This window comes from Candidatus Pantoea multigeneris (assembly GCF_011752615.1).
GTDB lineage: Bacteria > Pseudomonadota > Gammaproteobacteria > Enterobacterales > Enterobacteriaceae > Pantoea > Pantoea multigeneris.
Genome location: NZ_VWXF01000002.1, coordinates 130,801 through 155,097 on the forward strand (window position 1 = coordinate 130,801; position 24,297 = coordinate 155,097).

Annotated in this window: 1 protein-coding gene; it reads right to left on the bottom strand. The window is 60.5% G+C overall.

Going from position 1 to position 24,297, the window contains the following annotated elements; translation table 11 throughout:
- Positions 1-32: 32 nt before the first annotated feature.
- Positions 33-24,155, bottom strand: a complete 24,123-nt coding sequence (locus tag F3J40_RS06180; RefSeq protein ID WP_167013016.1) for an Ig-like domain-containing protein — start codon at positions 24,153-24,155, stop codon at positions 33-35.
- Positions 24,156-24,297: the final 142 nt, after the last annotated feature.

Here is a 24,297-nt window from a genome sequence, read left to right on the forward strand (position 1 = left end):
GTGCTTGCATCCTTACGTCGGTATATCAGCCGTTAAACGTTATGGATCTGGTGTGGTTGCTGTACCAGTTCCTCCAGAGTTGCATTGACGCCTTCCAGGGTAATCAGCTGCGTACTGCTGTAAGCCGTACCCGTACCATCACGGTCAATTGATAGCACAGTGTTACCGTCAGAAGTATGGTCCACTTTCACAAAATCATTAATATTACTTGTGGAATCATTCCATCCGATCAGCAGGTTGCTGACGTCAATTTTGTCACCGTTCGCCACAGAGAAATCGGTCCAGGTATCGTGACCGTTTCCGCCCGTCGCATCGGCACTGCTCAACAGGTGATACACCAGGGTATCGGTGCCTGCTCCCGAAGTGATGGTGTCGTCATAGGCGCTACTGGTCAGCGTGTCATTACCACTGGTTCCGGTGATTGTCGGATGCAGCTCAATCGTGAACGTGTTGGTGGTAATGGTGCCGTTGGTAGACGCCAGGCTGTAGCTGAACTCCTCTTTGTGGGTAATGGTCTGCGCATCCAGGCCTGCGGTCAGGGTGTAGGTGTAGCTACCGTCGGCCGCAATGCTCAACGTACCGTAGTCACCCGCCACCTGAGTGGTACCACTGCTGCTCACGGTGGTGGTGTCGCCGTGCTCATTGGTGATGCTCAGGGTGCCGGTATGGCTGGTAGACGAATCGCTGTAGATGCTGCCATGGGCTGAGGTGGCATCACTGTCCGCCGTCTCAACGCTGGCGGTCGCGAACAGACTGTTCGTACTCAGCAGCGCCGCAGAGTGGGTCAGGTCAACCGTCAGCGTGGCGGATGTCACCGCACCGTGGGAATCCGTCACCGAGTAGCTGAAGGTATCGGCACCTGGCAGTGTTGCAATGTCGATGCCGGCCTTCAGCACGTAGGTGTAGTTCCCGTGCGAATCAATCGTCAGCGTACCGTAAGCGGTGGTGATGGTTGTAACACCGGTGCTGCCTACCGTCTGGCCTGCAATGGTGGTCACCGCCGTGCCAGCCGGGATGGTTCCCGCTACGGAGCTGGTGTCATTGGTCAGCAGGTTACCGGTGACCGTACTGGAGACAGAGAGCTGCTCGGTTGACACGTCACTGGTGGTTCTGACGGTGTTGGTGGTCAACAGCCCCACGCCACTGGCAGCAAGGAACACGATATAGGTGCCTGAACCGTTCAGTGTCACCGTGGTACTACCGGAGTTAGTCACCGCGAAGATGGAGACCAGCGTACTGAACAGCGTGGTTGCGGAGACCTTGGTATAGCTGTTGGTGGCTGCATCCGTCAGTTTGTACACCTCCAGATAGACCGTTGACAGCACCGAGATACCGGTTTGCGAACCGGTCACCGCCAGCGTACGGGTCTCACCATTGCCCACCGTGAACGACAGGTATGGGTTGTTACCCAACACGTTGAGGTTGATGACATCCCCAAGTCCCACTGACAACAGCGCTGAAGCAGATTTCGACGTCACACCGTGCGTGGTGGTCTGCGTAGTCGCCGTGTAGTTCAGGTTGGTAACATCATTCACCGCACTGATCAGGATGGCACCGGTTGCCGAGGCGCTGTTAGAAACGTTGCCCGCCGCATCCGTCAGGGTAACCGCGAGCGCCGCGCCGGTGGTCTGAGCGGTGGTCAACGTGACAGAGAAGCTGCCGCTGCTGTTCACCGTACCCGTACCCACCACGTTGCCGCCAGCATCACGGACCGTGACGGTGGTTCCCGCTTCACCCAGACCGGTGAGGAGGGTCCCGGCATCATTCACCACCAGCGAAGTTGGCGCGTTTGGCGCAACAGTATCAACAATCAAGGTTGACGTTGCTGCGTTGCCCACGTTGCCTGCTGCATCCGTTACCGTCACGCTCAGGTTGTGCGTGCCGTTACTCAGCGTTCCACTTTGATATGTCCACGCCCCCGTAGCGGCATTCGCGACCACTGAACCCAGCAGCGTTGCACCATCGTAGATGGTGACCAGGCCACCCGCTTCCGCCGTACCACTCAACAGCGGCGTTGCATCACGGGTATAAGCCCCGTTGGCAATCGTCGTGTTAGGGGTAACATCGTTGTTGGTCACGGTCAGCGTTGAGGCATTCGGCGCTACCGTATCCACCGTCAGCGTGAGCGTAACGTTGGCTCCGGTGTTACCGGCCGCATCGGTCTGGTTGATGACCAGCGTATGGGTTCCCTGAGACAGCGTCGACGTGACGAAGCTCCAGGTGCCGTTGCTGGCAACGGTAGTGGTGCCCAGCAGCGTGGTGCCATCGTAAACACTGACTTTCGCCCCCACTTCACCACTGCCGCTTAACTGCGGTGTGCTGTCGTTGGTGACCGCGCCGTTGGCAATCGCCACTGGCGTGCTGCCGTTGTTGTTGGCCGCTGCCGCCGTCAGACCCACTGGCGCAATGGTATCCACGATGATGGTGGCCGAGGTGGTGCCACTCACGTTACCGGCAGTATCTCTGACGCTGACGTTGAGGGTGTGCGTACCTTCAGCCAACGCGCTGGAGATAAAGGTCCAGGTGCCCGCACTGCCTACGGTGACCGAGCCAAGCACGTTGGTGCCATCAAGGATGGTGACCACACTGCCCACTTCTGCTGACCCGCTCAACAACGGCGTGTTGTCGTTGGTTGCGGCCCCATTCGCCACTGTGACGTTTGGCGTCACGTTGTTGTTGGTGATCGCCAGCGTAGAAGCCGTTGGCGCGATGGTATCCACCGTGATGGTGATGGCCGTTGAAGAGACGCCGGTATTACCCGCCGAATCCGTCGCCTTCACGCTCAGCGTATGGTTACCTTCGCTCAACGCATTGGTGGTGTAAGTCCATGCGCCAGTGGTGGCGTTCGCCGTGACCGATCCCAGCACGGTTGTACCGTCGTAGACGGTAACAATGCTACCGGCTTCAGCCGTACCGGCCAGGGTTGGCCGGTTGTCATCCGTGACTGCACCACTGCTCAGGAAGCCCTGACTGGTGCCCACATCATCATAGACCGTTAACGTACTGGCACCCGGTGCCACGGTATCCACGGTCAGCGTTACCGCCGAAGTGGCACCGATGTTTCCGGCGGCATCCACCTGATTGACGTTCAGCGTGTGCAGACCCTGGCTCAGCGTCGAGGTGACGAAGCTCCAGGTGCCCGCACTGGTGACCGTGGTGCTGCCCAGCAGCGTAGTGCCGTCGTAGACATACACTTTGGCCCCGATCTCACCATTCCCACGCAGCAGAGGTGTGCTGTCGTTGGTTACGCCGTTGTTGGCAATCGCCACGACAGTGCTGCCGTTATTGTTCGCGGCAGAGAGCGTCAGGCCGGTTGGTGCCACGGTATCCACAGTCACTGATGCCGTGGTGGTGCCGCTGACGTTACCTGCTGCATCCGTCACGGTCACGCTGATCGGATGGAAGCCATCGGTCAGCGCGGTGGTGACGTTAAAGCTCCATGCACCGGTGGTGGCATTGGTGGTGGTACTGCCCAGCACGTTGCCGTTGTCGTAAATGGTGATAACCGTACCTGGTTCCGCCACGCCGCTGAGACGTGGTGTGCTGTCGTTGGTGGAACTCCCCGCCGCAATGGTGGTGTTTGGCGTCACGTTGTCGTTGGTCAGCACCAGCGTCGAAGCATCCGGCGCGGTGGTATCCACGGTGATATTCACTGTGGTCGACGCTACGCTGGTGTTGCCTGCGGCATCGGTGACCGTCACGTTCAGCGCATGAGCACCGGTACTCAACGGATTGGTGGTGTAGGTCCACGCGCCGGTAGTGGCGTTAGCGGCCACAGAACCCAGCACCGTTGTGCCGTCATAGATGGTCACCAGGCTACCCGCTTCGGCAGTGCCGCTCAGGGTTGGCGTGGTGTCATCGGTGAAGGCTCCATTCGCCAACGTTCCCTGATTTGGCCCCACATCATCAGTCACCGTCAGGCTGCTGGCGGCTGGCGCGATGGTATCGACAGTGAAGGTCGTCGTTACTGCCGTGCTGGTGTTACCTGCTGCATCGGTTGCCGTGGCGCTCAGCGTATGCGCGCCCTGGCCCAGTGCGGTAGTCACCACCAGGCTCCACTGTCCGTTGCTGCCTGCCGTGGTAGAACCAATCACCGTGGTACCTTCGGTGATCACCACACGACTGCCCGCTTCCGCCACACCGTTCAGGGTTGGCGTGCTGTCATTGGTGATGCCGTTGTTGGCAATCAATACCGGCGTTGCGCCGTTATTGTTGCTGGCACTCAATGTCAGCCCGGTAGGTGCCAGCGTATCGATAATCACGCTGGCGTTAGTGGTCCCACTGACATTACCTGCTGCATCAGTCACTGTGACGCTCAGCGGATGAGTACCATCCGGCAGCGCTGAGGTGATGTAGCTCCAGGCCCCGGTCGTGGCATTCGCCACCACTGACCCCAGCAAAGCACCATTGTCGTAGATTTTGACAATGCTGCCCGCTTCCGCCGTGCCGCTCAGCAGTGGCGTGTTGTCGTTGGTGGTGCCGCCGTTGGTGACCGTGACGTTTGGCGTCACGTTGTTGTTGCTGATGGTGAGCGTTGAAGCCACCGGTGCCGTGGTATCGACCACCAGCGAGAAGCTGGTGGCGGCACTGGTGTTACCCGCCGCATCTTTCACCGTCACGCTCAGAGGATGAGTACCATCGCTCAGGGCGTTAGTCGTGAAGGTCCATGCGCCGCTGGTAGCATCCGCGACCACAGAGCCCAGCACCGTGCTGCCATCAACAATGGTCACAATGCTGCCTGCCTCGGCGGTGCCGCTCAGGGTTGGCGTATTGTCATCCGTTGCCGTGCCGCTGGTGACTGCACCGGTAATCGCACCGACGTTATCGGTCACGGTGAGGGTAGTAGCACCAGGCGCGACCGAGTCGATATTCAGCGTCGTGGTGACCGTGGTGCTGATGTTGCCCGCCGCATCCGTTGCAGTGGCACTCAGGGTATGAAGCCCCTGCGCCAGCGCGGTGGTGGTGATGAAACTCCACGCCCCGCTGCTGCCTGCCACCACTGAACCCAGCAGGTTAGCCCCGTCATACACTCTGACCACGCTGTTCGCCTCTGCCTGCCCGCTCAACAGCGGTGTGCTGTCGTTGGTCAGGCCGCCGTTGGCAATCAGCACCGGCGTAGAGCCGTCGTTGTTGCTGGCGTTCAGCGTCAAGCCGGTTGGTGCCACAGTATCCACCACCACCGTTGCCGTGCTGGAGGCCACACTGACGTTACCCGCCGCGTCCGTTACTCTGGCGCTCAGGGTATGGGTGCCTTCGCTCAGGGCCGTGGTGGTGTAGCTCCACGCACCGGTTGCACTGGCAGTGACCGAGCCGAGAACCAGCGTGCCATCATAAATGGTGACAATGCTGTTGGCTTCGGCCTGGCCGCTGACGGCTGGCGTATTGTCGTTGGTGGTACCCCCGTTAGGGACAGTTACGTTTGGCGTGACGTTGTTGTTGCTGACCGTCAGGCCGGTGGCCGGAGACGGAGCCACAGTATCCACCAGGAAGGCGGTAGTAGAAGAAGGCTGGCTGACGTTGCCCGCTGCATCCGTTACCGTCACGCTGATAAAGTGGCTACCGTTGCTCAACAGCGGGCTGGTGAAGGTCCAGGCACCACTGGTGGCATCGGCAACGGTAGAGCCCAGCACCGTGGTGCCATCGTAGATGGTGACCAGACCGCCCGCTTCCGCCGTCCCCGAAACCGCTGGGGTGTTGTCGTTGGTAGCCGTGCCGTTGGCAATTTCCACCGGCGTTGCGCCGTTGTTATTGCTCACCAGCAGGTTATCCACCGCATCTGGGGCAAGGGTGTCAACGGTAATCGTGACCGAGGCCGTTTCACCAGGGTTACCCACCGCATCGATCACCACCACTGAGAGGGTATGAGGTCCATCCAGCAGCGCAGCAGTAGGGGTATAGCTCCACTGACCGTTAGCATCCACCGTCACACTGGCCGCAACCACGGTGCCATCTATCGAAATATCGACGTAAGTGCCGGTGGCCGTTACCCCGGTGAGAACCGGTGTGGAGTCTTTGGTTTCGCCACCGTCTGCTACCGCCAGCGGTACTGCCCCACTGTCATCGGTGATTTGCAGCGTGCTGGTAGCAGGCGGCAGATCCGCGTCGATGTTAATAGCGAATGATGGGTTCGGTGCCGCACCACTGACGTTACCCGCTGCATCGGTGACGGTGGTGGTGAAGTCGTGGCGACCATTGCTCAACACCGCGGTGGTGAAGGTCCAGTTACCGTCTGCATCGGTCACTGCCGTGCCAAGCAGCGTCGAACCATCATAGATGGAGACGATGCTGTTCAGCTCAGCCGAACCCGAGAGAGTTGGCGTACTGTCATCGGTGATTTCACCGTAGGCCAGCTCACCCGTTGCAGCACCGGCATTGTCGAAGACCACCAGGTCACCAACCGGGTCTGGTGCCACGGTATCGATGGTTAACGTGAAGTCTGCTGACGCTGTGCTCACGTTACCGGCCGCATCCGTCGCGGTGATGGTGAGAATGTGCGTGCCATCCAGCAGCGCAGAGGTTTCTACACGCCACACGCCGTTGTCACCCACGGTGGCCGAGCCCACCAGCACGTCATCTGAGTAGACCTGAATCAGTGAGCCAGGCTCACCGGTGGTGCCACGCAGAACCGGAGTGCTGTCGTTGGTGCTGTCGCCATTCAGGATAGCCACAGGCACCGCGCCGGCGTTGTTATTCACGGTGTAAGTCGTGATTTGAGCCGGTGCAATCGTATCCACGGTGACGGTGACGCTGGACAAGCCGCTGACGTTCCCCGCTGCATCGGTGACGCTGGCGGAGAGAGTATGCGTAGCGTCAGTCAGCGCTGGACTGAGCACATAGCTCCACTCGCCGCTGGAGTTGGCCGTTACAGAACCCTGCTCCACGCCATCCACCAGAATACGTACGATGCTGTTGGCTTCCGCGACCCCGCTAAACAGCGGTGTGCTGTCGTTGGTGAGGCCACCATTGGCAATATCTACCGGCGTTGCTGTGCTGTTGTTTTGCAGCAGCAGTTCGCTGGCAGCATCAGGTGCCGTTGCATCCACCGTAATGGTGTAAGGTGCAGACGCCTGGCTAACGTTGCCGATCTCATCGGTGACGGTGGCGGTAAAGACATGGTCTCCATCTGTCAGTGAAGCCGGGCTAAAGCTCCAGTTACCCCCGGCATCCGCAGTGGTAGAACCAATCACCACATTGTTGTCATACAGGGTAATTATCGCGTTTGCCTCGGTGGTGATGCCCGACAACAATGGCGTATTGTCGTTGGTCAGTCCCGCATCGCCGATTTCAAACGGCGTAGCGCCGTTATCATCGCTGGCAATCAGCGTAGTGACATTAGGATCGGTGGCATCCACGGTGAAGGTGAACGGATCCGTTGCATCGCTGACGTTACCTGCCGCATCAGTGACCGTGACGGTCAAGGTGTAGGTTCCATCGTCCAGCGTTGGCGTGAAGCTCCAGCTGCCGCTGCTACCGACGGCAACGCTGCCCAGCACGCCGAGGTTGGCGTCAATGATTGTGACAATACTGCCCACTTCCGCACTGCCACTGATCAGCGGCGTGTTGTCGTTGGTAGTCGTGTTATCGCCAATGGCGACCGGCGTAGCGCCGTTATTATTGACGATGGTGAGATTGCCTGCGGCATCCGGTGCTATGGAGTCAACATCCAGGCTAATAGAAGCCGGAGCACTGACGTTACCTGCGGCATCGGTCACCGTGACGTTCAGGGTATGTAACCCTTCGGACAGGCTGGCGTTGTAGCTCCAGACCCCCGCGTCATTTGCCACCACAGAGCCGAGCAGGACATCGCCATCATAAACAGTGACAATCCCATTGCCTTCGGTGGTTCCGCTCAACAACGGTGTGTTGTCATTGGTCAGGGCACCATCGGCAATGCCGGTCTCTGGAGTGACATTGTCGTTGCTCAACGTCAGGTCGCTAATCGCCTCTGGTGCCACGGTATCGACAGTAAAGTCATAGCCTTCACTTGCTGGCCCGACGTTACCTGCCGCATCGGTGACAGTGGTGGTCAGGCTGTGGCTGCCATCCGCCAGCGTTGGCGTTGTAAAGCTCCATTCGCCCGTGCCTGCTGCGGCGACCGTACTGCCAAGGACTACGCCGTTATCAGAGATCGTCACGATGCCGCCCGGTTCAGCGGTGCCGCTAAACACTGGCGTGTTATCGCGGGTGCTGCTGTCTGCTGCAATCGGTACGTCAGTCCCACTCAGGTCGTTGTTCAGGGCCAGATCGCCCGCCACAATCGGTGGCGTGGTGTCGATGGTAAAGGTCACCGAGGCCGGATCGCTCACGTTGCCTGCGGCATCCGTGACCGTGACGTCCAGGGTATAGGTTGTGCCTGGCGTACCTTCCGGCGTAATAAAGATCCATTTACCGTCCGCGCCCACACTGACAGAGCCCAGCGCCAGCTCACCGTAGTAAACCGTCACGATACTGCCTGCTTCGGCCGTACCGGTCAGTTCTGGCGTGGTGTCGTTGGTCGAACCGCCATCGGCGATTGGCACCAGCGTTGCTCCGGCGTTGTTGTTCACCACCAGGTCACCCACGGCATCAGGCGCAATGGTATCGACGTTGATCGTGACCACCGTTGACGCCGGGCTAACGTTGCCCACGGCATCGGTTACGGTCACGCTCAACGGATGGCTACCCTCACCCAACGCGTTGGTGTTGAAGCTCCAGTCGCCGGTGATCGCATCCGCCTGCACGGAACCGATCTCTACATCGTTATCGTAAATGGTCACCAGGGCACCCGCTTCCGCGTTGCCGCTCAGCAGAGGTGTGTTGTCGTTGGTCGTCCCCTCATTCGGGACTAGCACGCCCGGCGTCACATTGTCGTTGGTCACGATAAAGTCTGAGGTTTCCGGCGCTGTCGCATCCACGTTCAGCGTGACGGAGTTACCCGCCGGGCTGACGTTTCCTGCGGCATCGGTCGCCAGTGCGCTCAGGGTATGGCTACCATCTGCCAACTGCGGCACGTTAAAGCTCCATGCGCCGGTAGTGGCATCCGCCTGTACGGAACCAATCGGATTATCGCCGTCATACAAGGTGACGATCGCCCCGGCTTCTGCCGTACCGCTCAGGACTGGGACGTTATCGCTGGTTGCACCGCTGAGTGGGTTACCATTCGCATCTTCCGCCACCAGGTTAACTGCTGCCGGTGGAATGGTATCCACGGTGAAGGTGATTGCCGCTGTTGCACCGCTGCTGTTCCCTGCCGCATCGGTTACGACGGTGGTAATACTGTGACCGCCTTCACCCAGCGTTGGCAGCGTGAAGCTCCAGGCACCATCATCCGCCACAATCAGCGATCCAATTGGCGTATCACTTCCGTCATAGATGTATACGGTGCTGCCGATCTCTGCCGTACCGCTCAGGACTGGTGAAGCATCATTGGTGATATCGCCATCGTTAATCACCACTGGTGTACTGCCAACGTTGCTGCTCAGCAATACCGCATCCGCTGCCTCAGGTGCTGCGGTGTCGACCACGAAGGTGACAGGCGTACTGGCCGGGCTGGTGTTACCTGCGTCATCCACCACGGTGGCGCTCAGGCTATGGCTGCCGTCGGCAAGGCTGGCGGTATAGCTCCAGCTTCCGTCATCGTTGACGCTGGCCGTACCCAGCAGGTCATCGCCATCATAGACGTAGACCGTGCTACCCACTTCTGCACTGCCGCTCAGGACTGGCGTTGCGTCGTTGGTGTAGTCGCCGGTGATAATCGCCACTGGCGTTGCGCCATTGTCGTTATTCAGCACCACATCCGCTGGCGTGGCGGGTGCCACCGTATCCACCGTGAAGCTGATAGCGTCACTGCCAGTGCTCACGTTGCCTGCTGCGTCCGTCACTGTCACGCTCAGGCTGTGGTTGCCTTCGCTCAGGACTGGCGTATTGAAACTCCAGACCCCGTCACCATCCGCAACCACCGAGCCGAGCACAGTGGTGCCATCCAGGATAGTGACCACACTGTCGGCTTCAGCATTTCCGCTCAACAGCGGTGTATTGTCCGTGGTGTAGCTGCCATCCGCGATCAGCACCAGACCTGCGCCATTGTCATTGTTGAGCACAATGTCTGTGGCTGCCGCAGGTGCCGTCGCATCGACGGTGAAGGTGATTGGTGAGGTGGCAGAGCTGCTGTTACCTGCCGCATCAGTCACCGTAGCACTCAGGCTATGGTCGCCATTACCCAGCGCTGGCACGCTGAAACTCCAGCTACCATCAGGACCGGCAATCACACTCCCCAGAACGGTATCGCCATCGCTGACAATGACCGTGCTGCCCGCTTCTGCGCTGCCGCTAAACAGCGGCGTTGCATCGTTGGTGAGCCCTCCTTCCCCGATCGGCTGTGGCGAACTGCCGTTGTCGTTTTCCAGCGTCAGATCGCCCGCCGTTGCCGGTGGCAGCGTATCGACCGTGAAGGTGATAGGTGTTGTCGCCGGGCTGCTGTTGCCTGCGGCATCCACCAGGGTGGCGCTCAGGCTGTGCTCCCCTTCGCCCAGAATCGGGGTAGTAAAGCTCCAGCTGCCGTCGTCATTAACGGTGGTGCTGCCCAGCGGGTTAGCGCCATCAGAAACAATGACAATGGTTCCAGCTTCCCCGATGCCGCTCAGCACTGGCGTTGCGTCATTAGTAATATCACCGCTTACAATCGACACTGGCGTATCACCGGTGTCGTTGTTGAGCACCACTTCACTGGCTACGGCTGGTGCAGCAGTATCCACCGTGAAGGTGATGGGATCGCTGGCGGCGCTACTGTTACCTGCCGGGTCAGTCACCGTGGCTGACAGGCTGTGATCGCCGTCGCCCAGGGTCGGTGTAGTGAAGCTCCAGTTGCCATCGGCATCGACCGTGGTGGTCCCAAGGACCGCATCACCGTCAGTCACCGTTACCGTACTGCCCACTTCACCTGTGCCACTCAGCACCGGCGTAACATCGCTGGTTGACTGGCCTTCGGTGATTGGCAGCCCGGTTACATCATTGGTCAATGCAAGGTTATCTGCTGCGGCCGGTGCGGTGGTATCCACAGTGACGGTCACCGGTGCGCTCGCCGGGCTGGTGTTCCCAGCCGGGTCGGTCACGGTGGTGGTCAGGCTGTGATCGCCCTCATTCAACACAGGCGTGGTGTAGCTCCAGTTCCCCTCGCTGTCTGTGGTGGTTGAACCCAGGATGTTGTCGCCATCAGAAACGGTGACCGTACTGCCAGGTTCCGCCGTACCGCTCAATACCGGTGTCACGTCGTTGGTTGAGCCACCATTCGCAATCGGTTGAGGATTTTCACCCTCATCGTTGCTCAACTGGACATTGTCCGCAGCCGCCGGTGCCTGAGTATCTACCGTGACAGCCACAGGATCGGTCGCCGGGCTGGTGTTGCCCGCCGGATCGGTCACTGTCGTCGTCAGGCTGTGGTCGCCATCGTTGAGTGGTGGTGTGGTGTAGGTCCAGGTGCCATCGTCACCCACGGTGGTGCTACCCAGCACGGTGTTGCCATCAGAGATGGTCACGGTGCTGCCCGCTTCTCCGCTGCCGCTGACGGTTGGCGTGTTGTCATTGGTTGCGCCGCCCGCAGGGATAGTATCGCCCTGGTCATTGGTCAACGTCACGCCTGACGCCGGATCCGGTGCCACGGTATCAATGGTGATGTTAATGGTGCCGGAATCCGCCGAGTTACCTGCTGCGTCAGTGGCCACTGCATGGAATGCATAGTCACCGTCTGGCAGCGTGGTGGTCGCAAACACCCACTGGCCGTTTTCATCGGCGGTGGTGCTACCGATCACGTCATCACCGTTGTAGAGAGTGATGGCATCATTCGGGTTCGCTACACCGCTCAGGGTTGGGGTGTTGTCATGGGTATTGGCACCCTCACCCAACTGCACCAGGGTCGCGCCGGTATCATCGGTCACTTCAAGTGAGTTGGTCGCCGGAGGCAGATCGCCTGCGACGGTGACGTTGAACGGTGTCGTGGCAAGGCTAACGTTGCCCGCGGCATCGGTGACGGTCACATTCAGGCTGTGCAGGCCATTACTCAGGGCATCGGTGGTGAAGGTCCAGCTACCATCAGCGCCCGCCGTGGTGCTGCCTAGCAGCACATCACCGTCGTAAACCTTCACGAGGGTGTTGGCTTCAGCATCACCGGCCAGCGTTAACGTGCGGTCATCTGTGGTTGCACCGGCTGTCAGTGGTCCCTGGATGTCGCCAACGTTATCGGTGACCGTCAGGTTGGTTGCCGCCACAGGTGGCACGGTATCCAGAGTGAAGGTGACAGGATCGCTGGTGCCGCTGACGTTACCCGCTGCATCGGTGACGGTGGTGGTCAGGCTGTGGTCGCCGTCGGTCAGGGCTGGGGTAGTAAAGCTCCAGTTGCCGTCGTCTCCCACCGTGGTGCTGCCGATCACGTTGCCGTTATCGGATACGGTGACCACGCTGCCCGCTTCCGCCGTACCGCTCAGGGCTGGCGTGCTGTCGTTGGTTGGCGCGCCATCAGCGATGGTTACTGGCGTTGCGCCGTTGTTGTTGATCAGCGTCAGATCGCCTGCCGCATCCGGTGCCAGCGTATCAATAGTGATATTGATGGTAACGGAGTCAGCGTTGTTGCCTGCCGCATCCGTGGCTACCGCGTGGAAGGCATAGGTGCCGTCCGGCAGCGTGCTGGTATCGAATACCCACTGGCCGTCTGCATCCGCCGTGGTATTGCCAATCACCACATCACCGTTGTACAGCGTGATGGCGTTATTCGCGCCAGCAAAGCCGCTCAGGGTTGGCGTGTCATCATGGGTGAAGGCACCGTTCTGCAACTGAACCAGCGTCGAACCGGTGTCGTCGGTCACCACCAGCGAGCTGGTGGTTGGCGGTACGCCCGCTGCGATGGTCAGGTCAAACGCCGGGCTGGCTGCGCTGACGTTGCCTGCGGCATCGGTCACGGTGGCGGTGAAGCTGTGCGCGCCGTTGGTCAGGGCATCTGGCGTGATGCTCCAGCTGCCATCTGTACCCGCCGTCGCACTGCCCAGCAGCGTATCGCCGTCATACAGCCGGACAATGGCACCGGCTTCTGCCTGACCGGCGAAGGTTGGCGTGTTGTCGTCGGTGGTTACGCCACTGGCGAGTTCGCCCTGGCTGTCGCCCACGTTGTCGGTCACGGTGACCCCGCTGACGCCTTCTGGTGCCTCGGTGTCTACCGTGAAACCGATCGGATCGCTGGCCGGGCTGGTGTTGCCTGCCGGATCAGTGACCGTGGTGCTCAGGCTGTGGTCGCCATCGCCGAGGGAAGGCGTGGTGAAGCTCCAGTTGCCATCGCTGCCAACGGTGGTGCTGCCAATCACGTTGCCGTTATCGGTGACGATAACCGTGCTGCCTGCCTCCGCTGTCCCGCTCAGAGCAGGCGTCGGATCGTTGGTTGCCGTACCTGCCGGAACCGGGACAGAAGCGCTGCCTTCGTTGTTGCTCAGCGTAATGTCTCCCGCCGCCGCCGGAGCCTGAGTATCCACCGTGAAGCTGACGGGATCGCTGGCCGGGCTGCTGTTACCCGCTGCATCGGTGACGGTGGTGGTCAGGCTGTGGTCGCCGTCGGTCAGGGCTGGGGTAGTAAAGCTCCAGTTGCCGTCATCGCCCGCCGTGGTGCTGCCGATCACGTTGCCGTTATCGGATACGGTCACCACACTGCCTGCTTCCGCCGTGCCGCTCAGGGTTGGCGTGCTGTCGTTGGTGGCGCTGCCGTCAGCGATAGTGACTGGGGTTTCGCCGTTGTCGTTCACCAGCGTCTGATCGCCTGCCGCTTCCGGTGCCACGGTGTCGATAGTCACGGTGATGGTGATGGAGTCCGCACTGTTGCCTGCCGCATCAGTAGATACCGCGTGGAAGGCATAAGTGCCGTCCGGCAGCGTGCTGGTATCGAACACCCACTGGCCATCTGCATCCGCCGTGGTATTGCCAATCACCACATCCCCGTTGTACAGCGTGATGGCGTCATTTGCGCCAGCAAAGCCGCTCAGGGTTGGGGTGTTGTCATGGGTGGATGCGCCATCCGCCAGTTGTACCAGCGTTGCGCCAGTGTCGTCGGTCACCACCAGCGAGCTGGTGGTTGGTGGTACACCTGCTGCGATGGTCAGGTCAAACGCCGGGCTTTCTGCACTGACGTTGCCTGCCGCATCGGTGACGGTGGTGGTGAAGCTGTGCGCACCGTTGGTCAGGGCATCCGGCGTGAAGCTCCAGCTGCCGTCTGTACCTGCGGTGACGCTGCCCAGCAGGGTGTCGCCATCGTAGACTTTAACCACCCCGCCCGCTTCCGCCTGACCGGCGAAGGTTGGTGTGTTGTCATCGGTGGTTGCGCCACTGGCGAGTTCGCCCTGGCTGTCGCCCACGTTGTCGGTCACGGTGACCCCGCTGGTCGCTTCTGGTGCCACGGTATCTACCGTGAAGCCGATCGGATCGCTGGCCGGGCTGGTGTTGCCTGCCGGATCAGTGACCGTGGTGCTCAGGCTGTGGTCGCCATCGTCCAGGGAAGGCGTGGTGAAGCTCCAGCTGCCATCACTGCCTACGGTGGTGCTGCCGATCACATTGCCGTTATCGGTCACAATAACCGTGCTGCCCGCCTCGCCAGTACCGCTCAGAACCGGGGTATCGGTGTTGGTCGCGCCGCCATTTTCTACCGGTACGCTGGTGTCGCCGCTGTTGTTGCTCAGCGTCACGTCACCCGCCGCTGCCGGAGCCTGAGTATCAACCGTAAAGCCAATCGGATCGCTGGCCGGGCTGCTGTTACCGGCGGCATCGGTGACGGTGGTGGTCAGGCTGTGGTCGCCGTCGGTCAGCGCTGGAGTCGTGAAGCTCCAGCTGCCGTCATCGCCCGCCGTGGTGCTGCCGATCACGTTGCCGTTATCGGATACCGTTACCACACTGCCTGCTTCCGCCGTACCTCTCAGGGTTGGCGTGTTGTCGTTGGTGGCGCCGCCGTCAGCGATAGTGACTGGGGTTTCGCCGTTGTCGTTCACCAGCGTCTGATCGCCTGCCGCATCCGGTGCCACGGTGTCGATAGTCACGGTGATGGTGATGGAGTCCGCGCTGTTGCCTGCCGCATCAGTAGATACCGCGTGGAAGGCATAAGTGCCGTCCGGCAGCGTGCTGGTATCGAACACCCACTGGCCGTCTGCATCCGCCGTGGTATTGCCAATCACCACATCCCCGTTGTACAGCGTGATGGCGTCATTCGCGCCAGCAAAGCCGCTCAGGGTTGGGGTGTTGTCATGGGTGGATGCGCCATCCGCCAGTTGTACCAGGGTTGCGCCGGTGTCGTCGGTCACCACCAGCGAGCTGGTGGTTGGCGGTACACCTGCTGCGATGGTCAGGTCAAACGCCGGGCTCGCCGCACTGACGTTGCCTGCGGCATCGGTCACGGTAGCGGTGAAGCTGTGCGCACCGTTGGTCAGGGCATCTGGCGTGAAGCTCCAGCTACCGTCTGTACCTGCGGTGACGCTGCCCAGCAGGGTATCGCCATCGTAGACTTTCACCACTGCACCCGCTTCCGCCTGACCAGCGAAGGTTGGTGTGTTGTCATCGGTGGTTGCACCACTGGCGAGTTCGCCCTGGCTGTCGCCCACGTTGTCGGTCACGGTGATCCCGCTGACGCCTTCTGGCACGACAGTATCGATGGTGATGTTGATCGTGTCAGAGTCAGTGTTGTTACCGGCGGAGTCGGTCGCTACAGCGTGGAACGCATAGCTGCCGTCCGGCAACGCACTGGTATCAAATACCCATTTACCTTCGGTATCGGCAGTCGCGAAGCCAATCACGGTGTTGCCGTTATACAGCGTAATCAGCGCACTCGCTGACGCCGTACCACTCAGGGTTGGCGTGCTGTCATGAGTAAATGCACCATTCGCCAGTTCCACCAGCGTTGCGCCGGTATCGTCAGTCACGACCAGAGTTGTCGTTACTGGCGGTGCGCCCGCGTCAATGGTCAGATCAAACGCTGGACTTGCCGCGCTGACGTTGCCTGCGGCATCCGTCACGGTGGTGGTGAAGCTGTGCGCGCCGTTGGTCAGTGCATCCGGCGTGAAGCTCCAGCTGCCGTCCGTACCCACGGTGACGCTACCCAGCAAGGTATCGCCATCGTAGACGCTAACCACTGCACCCGCTTCCGCCTGACCGGCGAAGGTTGGTGTGTTGTCATCGGTGGTTGCGCCACTGGCGAGTTCGCCCTGGCTGTCGCCTACGTTGTCGGTCACGGTGACCCCGCTGACCGCATCTGGCGCAACGGTATCCACAGTGAAGCCAATCGGGTCGCTGGCCGGGCTGCTGTTACCGGCTGCATCGGTGACGGTGGTGGTCAGGCTGTGGTCGCCGTCGGTCAGCGCTGGGGTGGTGAAGCTCCAGCTGCCGTCGTCTCCCGCCGTGGTGCTGCCGATCACGTTGCCGTTATCGGATACGGTCACCACGCTGCCCGCTTCCGCCGTGCCGCTCAGGGTTGGCGTGTTGTCGTTGGTGGCGCTACCGTCCGCAATTGCCACTGGCTCTGCGCCGTTGTCATTCACCAGCGTCTGATCGCCTGCCGCTTCTGGTGCCACGGTGTCGATAGTGATGGTGATAGTGATGGAGTCTGCCGTGTTACCGGTTGGATCGACGGCTACCGCGTGGAAGGCATAGGTGCCGTCTGGCAGTGTCGTGGTATCAAACACCCACTGGCCGTCTGCACCGGCGGTCACGCTGCCGATCGCTTCCGTGCCGTTGTAGAGGGTGATAGCAGAACCAGCCGGTGCCAAACCGCTCAGGGTTGGCGTGTTGTCATGGGTAAAGGCCCCATCAGCCAGTTGCACCAGGGTCGCACCGGTATCGTCGGTCACCTCCAGTGAGCTGGTGGCAGCTGGCGGATTACCATCAATGTTGAGTTCAAAGGCCGCAGAGGCTGAGCTGACGTTCCCCGCTGCATCGGTCACGGTGGTGGTGAAGCTATGTGCGCCGTTGCTCAAGGCAACAGGCGTGAAGCTCCAGCTACCATCGCTGCCCACCGTGGTGCTGCCCAGCAGGACTTCACCATCGTAAATTTTCACGGTGGTGCCTGCTTCCGCCTGACCGGCAAAGGTTGGCGTGTTGTCATCCGTGGTTGCGCCCGACGCCAGTTGGCCTTGTGAATCGCCCACGTCATCCGTCACCGTCAATCCGGTAATGGCTTCGGGGGCTACCGTGTCGACCGTAAACGCAATCGGATCGGAAGCCGCACTGACGTTACCCGCCGCATCGGTCACGGTGGTGGTCAGGCTGTGTGCGCCATCATCCAGTGCCGGAACAGTGAAGCTCCAGCTGCCGTCTTGCCCCACGGTGGCCGTACCCAGCAGTGTAGTACCGTCGTAGATGGAAACCGTGTCGCCCGCTTCCGCTGTGCCGCTCAGGACCGGCGTGCTGTCGTTGGTATCGCTGCCAGCGGTGATTGGCACAACGGTGCTGCCGCTGTCGTTCGCCAGTTGCAGATCGGTCGCCGCTTCTGGTGCAACAGTGTCCAGCGTGAAGGTGATCGGATCGGAAGCCGCGCTGACGTTACCCGCCGCATCGGTCACGGTGGTAGTCAGACTGTGACTGCCGTCATTCAGTTCTGGTGTGGTGAAGCTCCAGTTGCCATCGGCATCTACCGCCGCGCTGCCCAGCAGGGTATCGCCGTCGTAGACTTTCACCACCGTACCCGCTTCCGCTGTACCGCTCAGGGTTGGCGTGCTGTCGTTGGTAGAGGAACCATCGGCGATCACCACCGGTGTTGCGCCATTGTCGTTCACCAGCGACTGATCGCCCGCCGCTTCCGGCACAACGGTGTCGATGGTGATGTTAATGGTGACGGAATCTGCGCTGTTACCTGCAACGTCAGTGGCTACCGCATGGAAGGCATAGCTACCGTCCGGCAGCGTGGTGGTATCAAACACCCACTGACCTGTGGCATCAGCCGTTGCGCTGCCAATTACCACATCACCGTTGTAAATCACGATGGAGGCATTCGCTGTAGCAAGACCGCTCAGGGTTGGTGTGTTGTCATGGGTAAACGCCCCGTCCGCCAGTTGTACCAGTGCTGAACCGGTATCGTCGGTGACTTCCAGTGAACTGGTGGCCGGTGGCAGAGAAGCTTCCACCGTCAGATCAAAGGCCGGGGTCGCCGCGCTGACGTTACCCGCGGCATCGGTTACTGTGACGGTGAAGCTGTGTGCGCCGTTGCTGAGAGCGTCAGGCGTGAAGACCCAGTTGCCGTCAGTGCCCACCGTTGCGCTACCGAGCAGCGTTTCGCCGTCGTAGATCTTAACGATGGAATCAGGCTCAGCCGTACCGCGCAGAATTGGCGTGCTGTCATCGGTGGTATCGCCGCTGGCCAGCGGCCCTTGAGCATCACCCACGTCATCCGTCACGCTGACCAGCGTTGCCGCTTCAGGTGCGACGGTATCAATGGTGAAGGTGATGTCAGTGGCTGGGCTAACGTTGCCCGCAGCATCGGTCGCCGTGACGCTCAGCGTGTAGGTGCCATCGGCCAGGGTTGAGTTGGTGAAGCTCCAACTGCCATCGCTGCCTGCAACTACGCTGCCCAGCACGGTATCGCCGTTGGAGATGGTGATCACCGCACCGGCTTCTGCCGTTCCTGTCAGTTCTGGCGTGTTGTCGTTAGTGATGCCGTTGGCGGCAATCGGTACGTCCACGCTGCCGTTGTTGTTGAGCAGTGCCAGCTCACCTACCGCAACTGGCGGTACGGTATCGACGCTGAAGTTGAACGCATCAGAGGCGGCGCTGGTATTGCCTGCCGCATCCGTCACCGTGGTGGTCAGGCTGTGGTTGCCATCGGTCAGCGTTGGGGTGGTGAAACTCCATTTGCCCTCGGCATCTGCGGTGACACTGCCCAGCAGGGTACTGCCATCGTAAACCTTCACGAGAGCACCCGCTTCCGCCGTACCGCTCAGGGTTGGCGTGCTGTCGTTGGTAGCACCGCCTTCGGCTACGGCCAGCGGCTCAGCGCCGTTGTCATTCACCAGCGCCAGATCGCCGGCGGCGTCAGGCGCGGTCGTATCAATGGTGATGTTGATGGTGATGGAATCAGCGGTGTTGCCTGCGACATCGGTGGCGACCGCATGGAAGCTGTATTCGCCATCAGGTAGCGCAGTGGTGTCGAATACCCATTGCCCGTCAGCATCGGCCGTTGCGCTACCGATAATCTGATCGCCGTTGTAAATCACGATAGAGGCATTGGCCGTTGCCAGCCCGCTCAGGGTTGGCGTGTTGTCATGGGTGAACGCACCGTTTGCCAGTAACACCAGCGTCGCCCCGGTATCGTCGGTCACTTCCAGCGAACTGGTGGCCGGTGGCAGGCTGGCTTCGATGTTGATATCAAAGGCACCCGTCGCCGGGCTGACGTTGCCTGCGGCATCGGTCACGGTCACGGTGAAGCTGTGTGCGCCGTTACTCAGCGCCTGGGTAGTGAAGCTCCAGCTGCCGTCTGAACCGGCAGTGACGCTGCCGAGCAGGGTGTCGCCGTCATAGATGGTGACGATGCCGCCTGCTTCTGCCAGGCCTGCCAGGGTTGGCGTGTTGTCATCGGTGGTTGCGCCGTTGGCAAGTTCGCCCTGGCTGTCGCCGACGTTGTCTGACACGGTCAGGCCGGTTGCCGCTTCAGGCGCGAGGGTATCCACGGTGAAGTTAACAGGATCACTCGCTGGGCTGACGTTGCCCGCCGCATCCGTCACGGTGGTGGTCAGACTGTGTGCGCCCTCACCCAACTGCGGCGAGGTGAAGCTCCAGCTACCGTCACTGCCAACAGTGACCGTACCCAGCAGCGTTGACCCATCGTAGACAGAGACAATGCTGCCTGCTTCTGCGGTACCGCTCAGCACTGGCGTGTTGTCGTTGGTGGATGCGCCATCAGCAATCGCGACCGGTGTCGCGCCATCATCATTGGTCAGCGCCAGGTTGCCTGCGGCTTCCGGAGCGACGGTGTCGATGGTGATGGAGATGGTGATGGAGTCGGCAGTGTTGCCTGCGGCATCAGTGGCAACCGCGTGGAAGCTGTAAACGCCATCTGGCAGAGTACTGGTCGGGAAGACCCATTGACCGTCCGCATCGGCGGTCGCCGTGCCAATCACCACATCGCCGTTGTAGATCACGATGGAGGCGTTAGCGCTCGCCAAACCGCTCAGGGTTGGCGTGTTGTCATGGGTGAACGCGCCGTTTGCCAGTAGCACCAGCGCAGCACCGGTATCGTCGGTGACTTCCAGCGAACTGGTGGCTGGAGGCAGGCTGGCTTCGATGTTGATATCAAAGGCATCGGTGGCCGGGCTGACGTTGCCTGCGGCATCGGTCACGGTGACGGTGAAGCTGTGTGCGCCATTACTCAGCGCCTGAGTAGTGAAGCTCCAGTTGCCGTCTGAACCCGCAGTGACGCTGCCGAGCAGGGTGTCGCCGTCATAGATGGTGACGATGCTGCCTGCTTCCGCCTGACCTGCCAGGGTTGGCGTGTTGTCATCGGTGGTTGCGCCGTTGGCCAGTTCGCCCTGGCTGTCGCCGACGTTGTCTGTGACGGTCAAACCGGTTGCCGCTTCCGGTGCGATGGTGTCCACCGTGAAGCTGATTGGATCACTGGCCGGGCTGACGTTACCGGCCGCATCGGTCACGGTGGTGGTCAGGCTGTGTTCGCCCTCGGTCAGTGCTGGAGTGGTGAAGCTCCAGCTACCGTCACTGCCAACCGTGACCGTACCGAGCAGCGTTGAACCATCATAAACAGACACAATGCTGCCTGCTTCTGCGGTACCGCTCAGCACTGGCGTGTTGTCGTTGGTGGATGAACCATCGGCAATGGCGACCGGTGCGGTGCCATCGTTATTGTCGAGTACCAGGTTGCCAGCGGCTTCCGGAGCGACGGTATCAATGGTGATGGAGATGGTGATGGAATCGGCGGTGTTGCCTGCGGCATCTGTCGCTACTGCGTGGAAGCTATACGTCCCGTCTGGCAGGGTTGAAGTATCAAACACCCACTGTCCGTCTGCATCCGCCGTAGCATTACCAATCACCACATCGCCGCTGTAGATCACGATGGTGGCATTGGCGCTGGCAAGGCCGCTCAGGGTTGGCGTGTTGTCATGGGTAAACGCGCCGTTTGCCAGTTGTACCAGCGTTGCCCCGGTATCGTCGGTGACTTCCAGCGAACTGGTGGCCGGAGGCAGGCTGGCTTCGATGTTGATATCAAAGGCATCGGTGGCCGGGCTGACGTTACCTGCGGCATCGGTCACGGTGACGGTGAAGCTGTGTGTGCCGTTGCTCAGCGCCTGAGTAGTGAAGCTCCAGCTGCCGTCTGAACCGGCAGTGACGCTGCCGAGCAGGGTGTCGCCGTCATAGATGGTGACGATACTGCCCGCTTCCGCCTGGCCTGCCAGCGTTGGCGTGTTGTCGTCGGTGGTTGCGCCGTTGGCCAGTTCGCCCTGGCTGTCGCCGACGTTGTCTGTCACGGTCAGGCCGGTTGCCGCTTCCGGTGCAATAGTGTCCACCGTGAAGCTGATTGGATCGCTGGCCGGGCTGACGTTACCGGCCGCATCGGTCACGGTGGTGGTCAGGCTGTGCTCACCCTCACCCAACTGTGGCGAGGTAAAGCTCCAGGTGCCGTCGCTGCCGACGAGAACCGTGCCCAGCAGCGTAGAGCCATCGTAGATGGATACGGTGCTGCCCGCTTCCGCCGTGCCGCTCAGCTCTGGCGTGTTGTCATTGGTTTCACCACCCGCGCTGATTGGCACGAGTGTCTCGCCGTTGTTGTTTTCCAGTTGCAGATCGCTGGCCGCATCCGGCGCAACGGTATCCACGGTGAAGCTGATAGGGTCGCTCGCTGGGCTGACATTGCCCGCCGCATCGGTCACCGTGGTGGTCAGGCTGTGTTCGCCATCGGTCAGTTTTGGTGACGTGAAGCTCCAGGTGCCATCACTGCCCACAGTCACGGTGCCCAGCAGCGTTGTGCCATCGTAGATGGATACCGTGCTGCCCGCTTCAGCGGTACCGGTCAGGACTGGGGTGCTGTCGTTGGTGGCACTGCCATCTGTGATGGCAACCCCATCGCCGTTATCCAGAGCCAGATCGCCTGCGGCTTCCGGTGCGACGGTATCAATGGTGATGGAAATGGTGATGGAGTCTGCGGTGTTGCCTGCGGCATCGGTGGCTACTGCATGGAAGCTATACGTCCCGTCTGGCAGGGTTGAAGTATCAAACACCCACTGACCGTCTGCATCCGCCGTGGCATTACCAATCACCACATCGCCGTTGTAGATCACGATGGTGGCATTGGCGCTGGCAAGGCCGCTCAGGGTTGGCGTGTTGTCGTGGGTAAACGCGCCGTTTGCCAGCTGTACCAGCGTTGCCCCGGTATCGTCGGTGACTTCCAGCGAACTGGTGGCTGGAGGCAGGCTGGCTTCAATGTTGATATCAAAGGCATCGGTGGCCGGGCTGACGTTGCCTGCGGCATCGGTCACGGTCACGGTGAAGCTGTGTGCGCCGTTGGTTAGCGCCTGAGTGGTGAAGCTCCAGCTGCCGTCTGAACCGGCAGTGACGCTGCCGAGCAGGGTGTCGCCGTCATAGATGGTGACGATACTGCCAGCTTCCGCCTGGCCTGCCAGCGTTGGCGTGTTGTCGTCGGTGGTTGCGCCGTTGGCCAGTTCGCCCTGGCTGTCGCCGACGTTGTCTGTCACGGTCAGGCCGGTTGCCGCTTCCGGTGCAATAGTGTCCACCGTGAAGCTGATTGGATCGCTGGCCGGGCTGACGTTACCGGCCGCATCGGTCACGGTGGTGGTCAGGCTGTGCTCACCCTCACCCAACTGTGGCGAGGTAAAGCTCCAGGTGCCATCGCTGCCGACGAGAACCGTGCCTAACAACGTAGTGCCATCGTAGATGGATACCGTGCTGCCCGCTTCCGCTTTACCGCTCAGGACTGGGGTGTTGTCGTTGGTTTCACCGCCTGCCGCAATCGGTGTGAAGACATCACCGTTGTTGTTTTCCAGTTGCAGATCGCTGGCAGCATCAGGTGCCGTGGCGTCAACCGTGAAGGTGATGGTCGTGGCTGCACTGACGTTGCCTGCGGCATCGGTCGAAGTGATGCTCAAGGTGTGGCTGCCATCGGACAGTGCAGGTGAAGTGAAGCTCCAGCTACCGTCTGCACCGGCAGTGACGCTACCCAAAACCGTGGTGCCATCGGTGATGGTGATGATGCTGCCCGGTTCGCCTTTGCCGCTGATCTCTGGCGTGTTGTCGTTGGTCACACCACCGGCCGCGATCGGCACTGAGGTTTCGCCGTTGTTATTGCTAGCAGTGACATCGCCAACCGCTTCCGGAGCAACCGTATCGACCGTGAAAGTGATGGGGGAAGTCGCTGTACTGACGTTGCCTGCGGCGTCGGTGACGGTGACGGTCAGGCTGTGCTGTCCATCAGACAGGCCTGGTGTGGTAAAGCTCCAGGTGCCGTCAGCGCCAACGGTGACACTGCCCAGCAGGGTGGAACCATCGTAAACTTTAACCACCGCGCCGGCCTCTGCGGTACCGGTAAGCGTTGGGGTGCTGTCATCCGTCACGGTGCCGTTGGTGATAGCACCCTGAATGGTACCCACATCGTCAGTCAGTACGAGGTTCGCGGCCGCATTCGGTGGCGTGGTATCTGAACCACCGCCGTTATCACCACCGCCGTTGTCACCACCGCCATTGTTGCCGCCGCCGTTATCGCCGCCGCCGTTGTTCTGTTCACCGCCCGAGCCGCCGCCTTTGTGCGCTCCGGCAAACATCGCTGCGATCCCTGCCAGAGCTGCGCCGCCCAGACCGAAGGCCGCGATAGCATTGTTGTTTGTGCTGTTTTCAGCCAGCAGGCCATCGGTGCTGTCGATGGCAACAAAGTGGCCGCCATCGGCCGGATCTTCTACCCACCACAGCGCACCTCTGTCATCCTGCAGGACCAGATCGCTGTCGCCGTTAGGGCCGTAAAAATTATGGATCACCACCACTTCACCCGATTTGGTGGTGATGACCAGATCGTTATTGCTGCGCGCGAAAGATTTGATATCAGATTGATTTAAATTGAGTTTAACTACACTCGGAGCAGTCAAATTGACTTGATTACCGCTTAGCTGGGAAGTGAGCGTCCCGCCTTTAGGAGTTACTGAGATGTTATTCATGTTATCTTGATCCCGCCGAGGTTATCAGTATCCATAAAAACGCCCGGCATCCTTAGATACCGGTATCATCAGTGAATATTTTTTAAATATTCACTCCTTCTCGTTACCGACCTCAAAAAAACCGTTGATGAAGTCACGTTGA

Excerpts from the sequence above, each read along its gene's own strand:
- F3J40_RS06180 (WP_167013016.1), bottom strand. The coding sequence starts at position 24,155 with ATGAATAACATCTCAGTAACTCCTAAAGGCGGGACGCTCACTTCCCAG.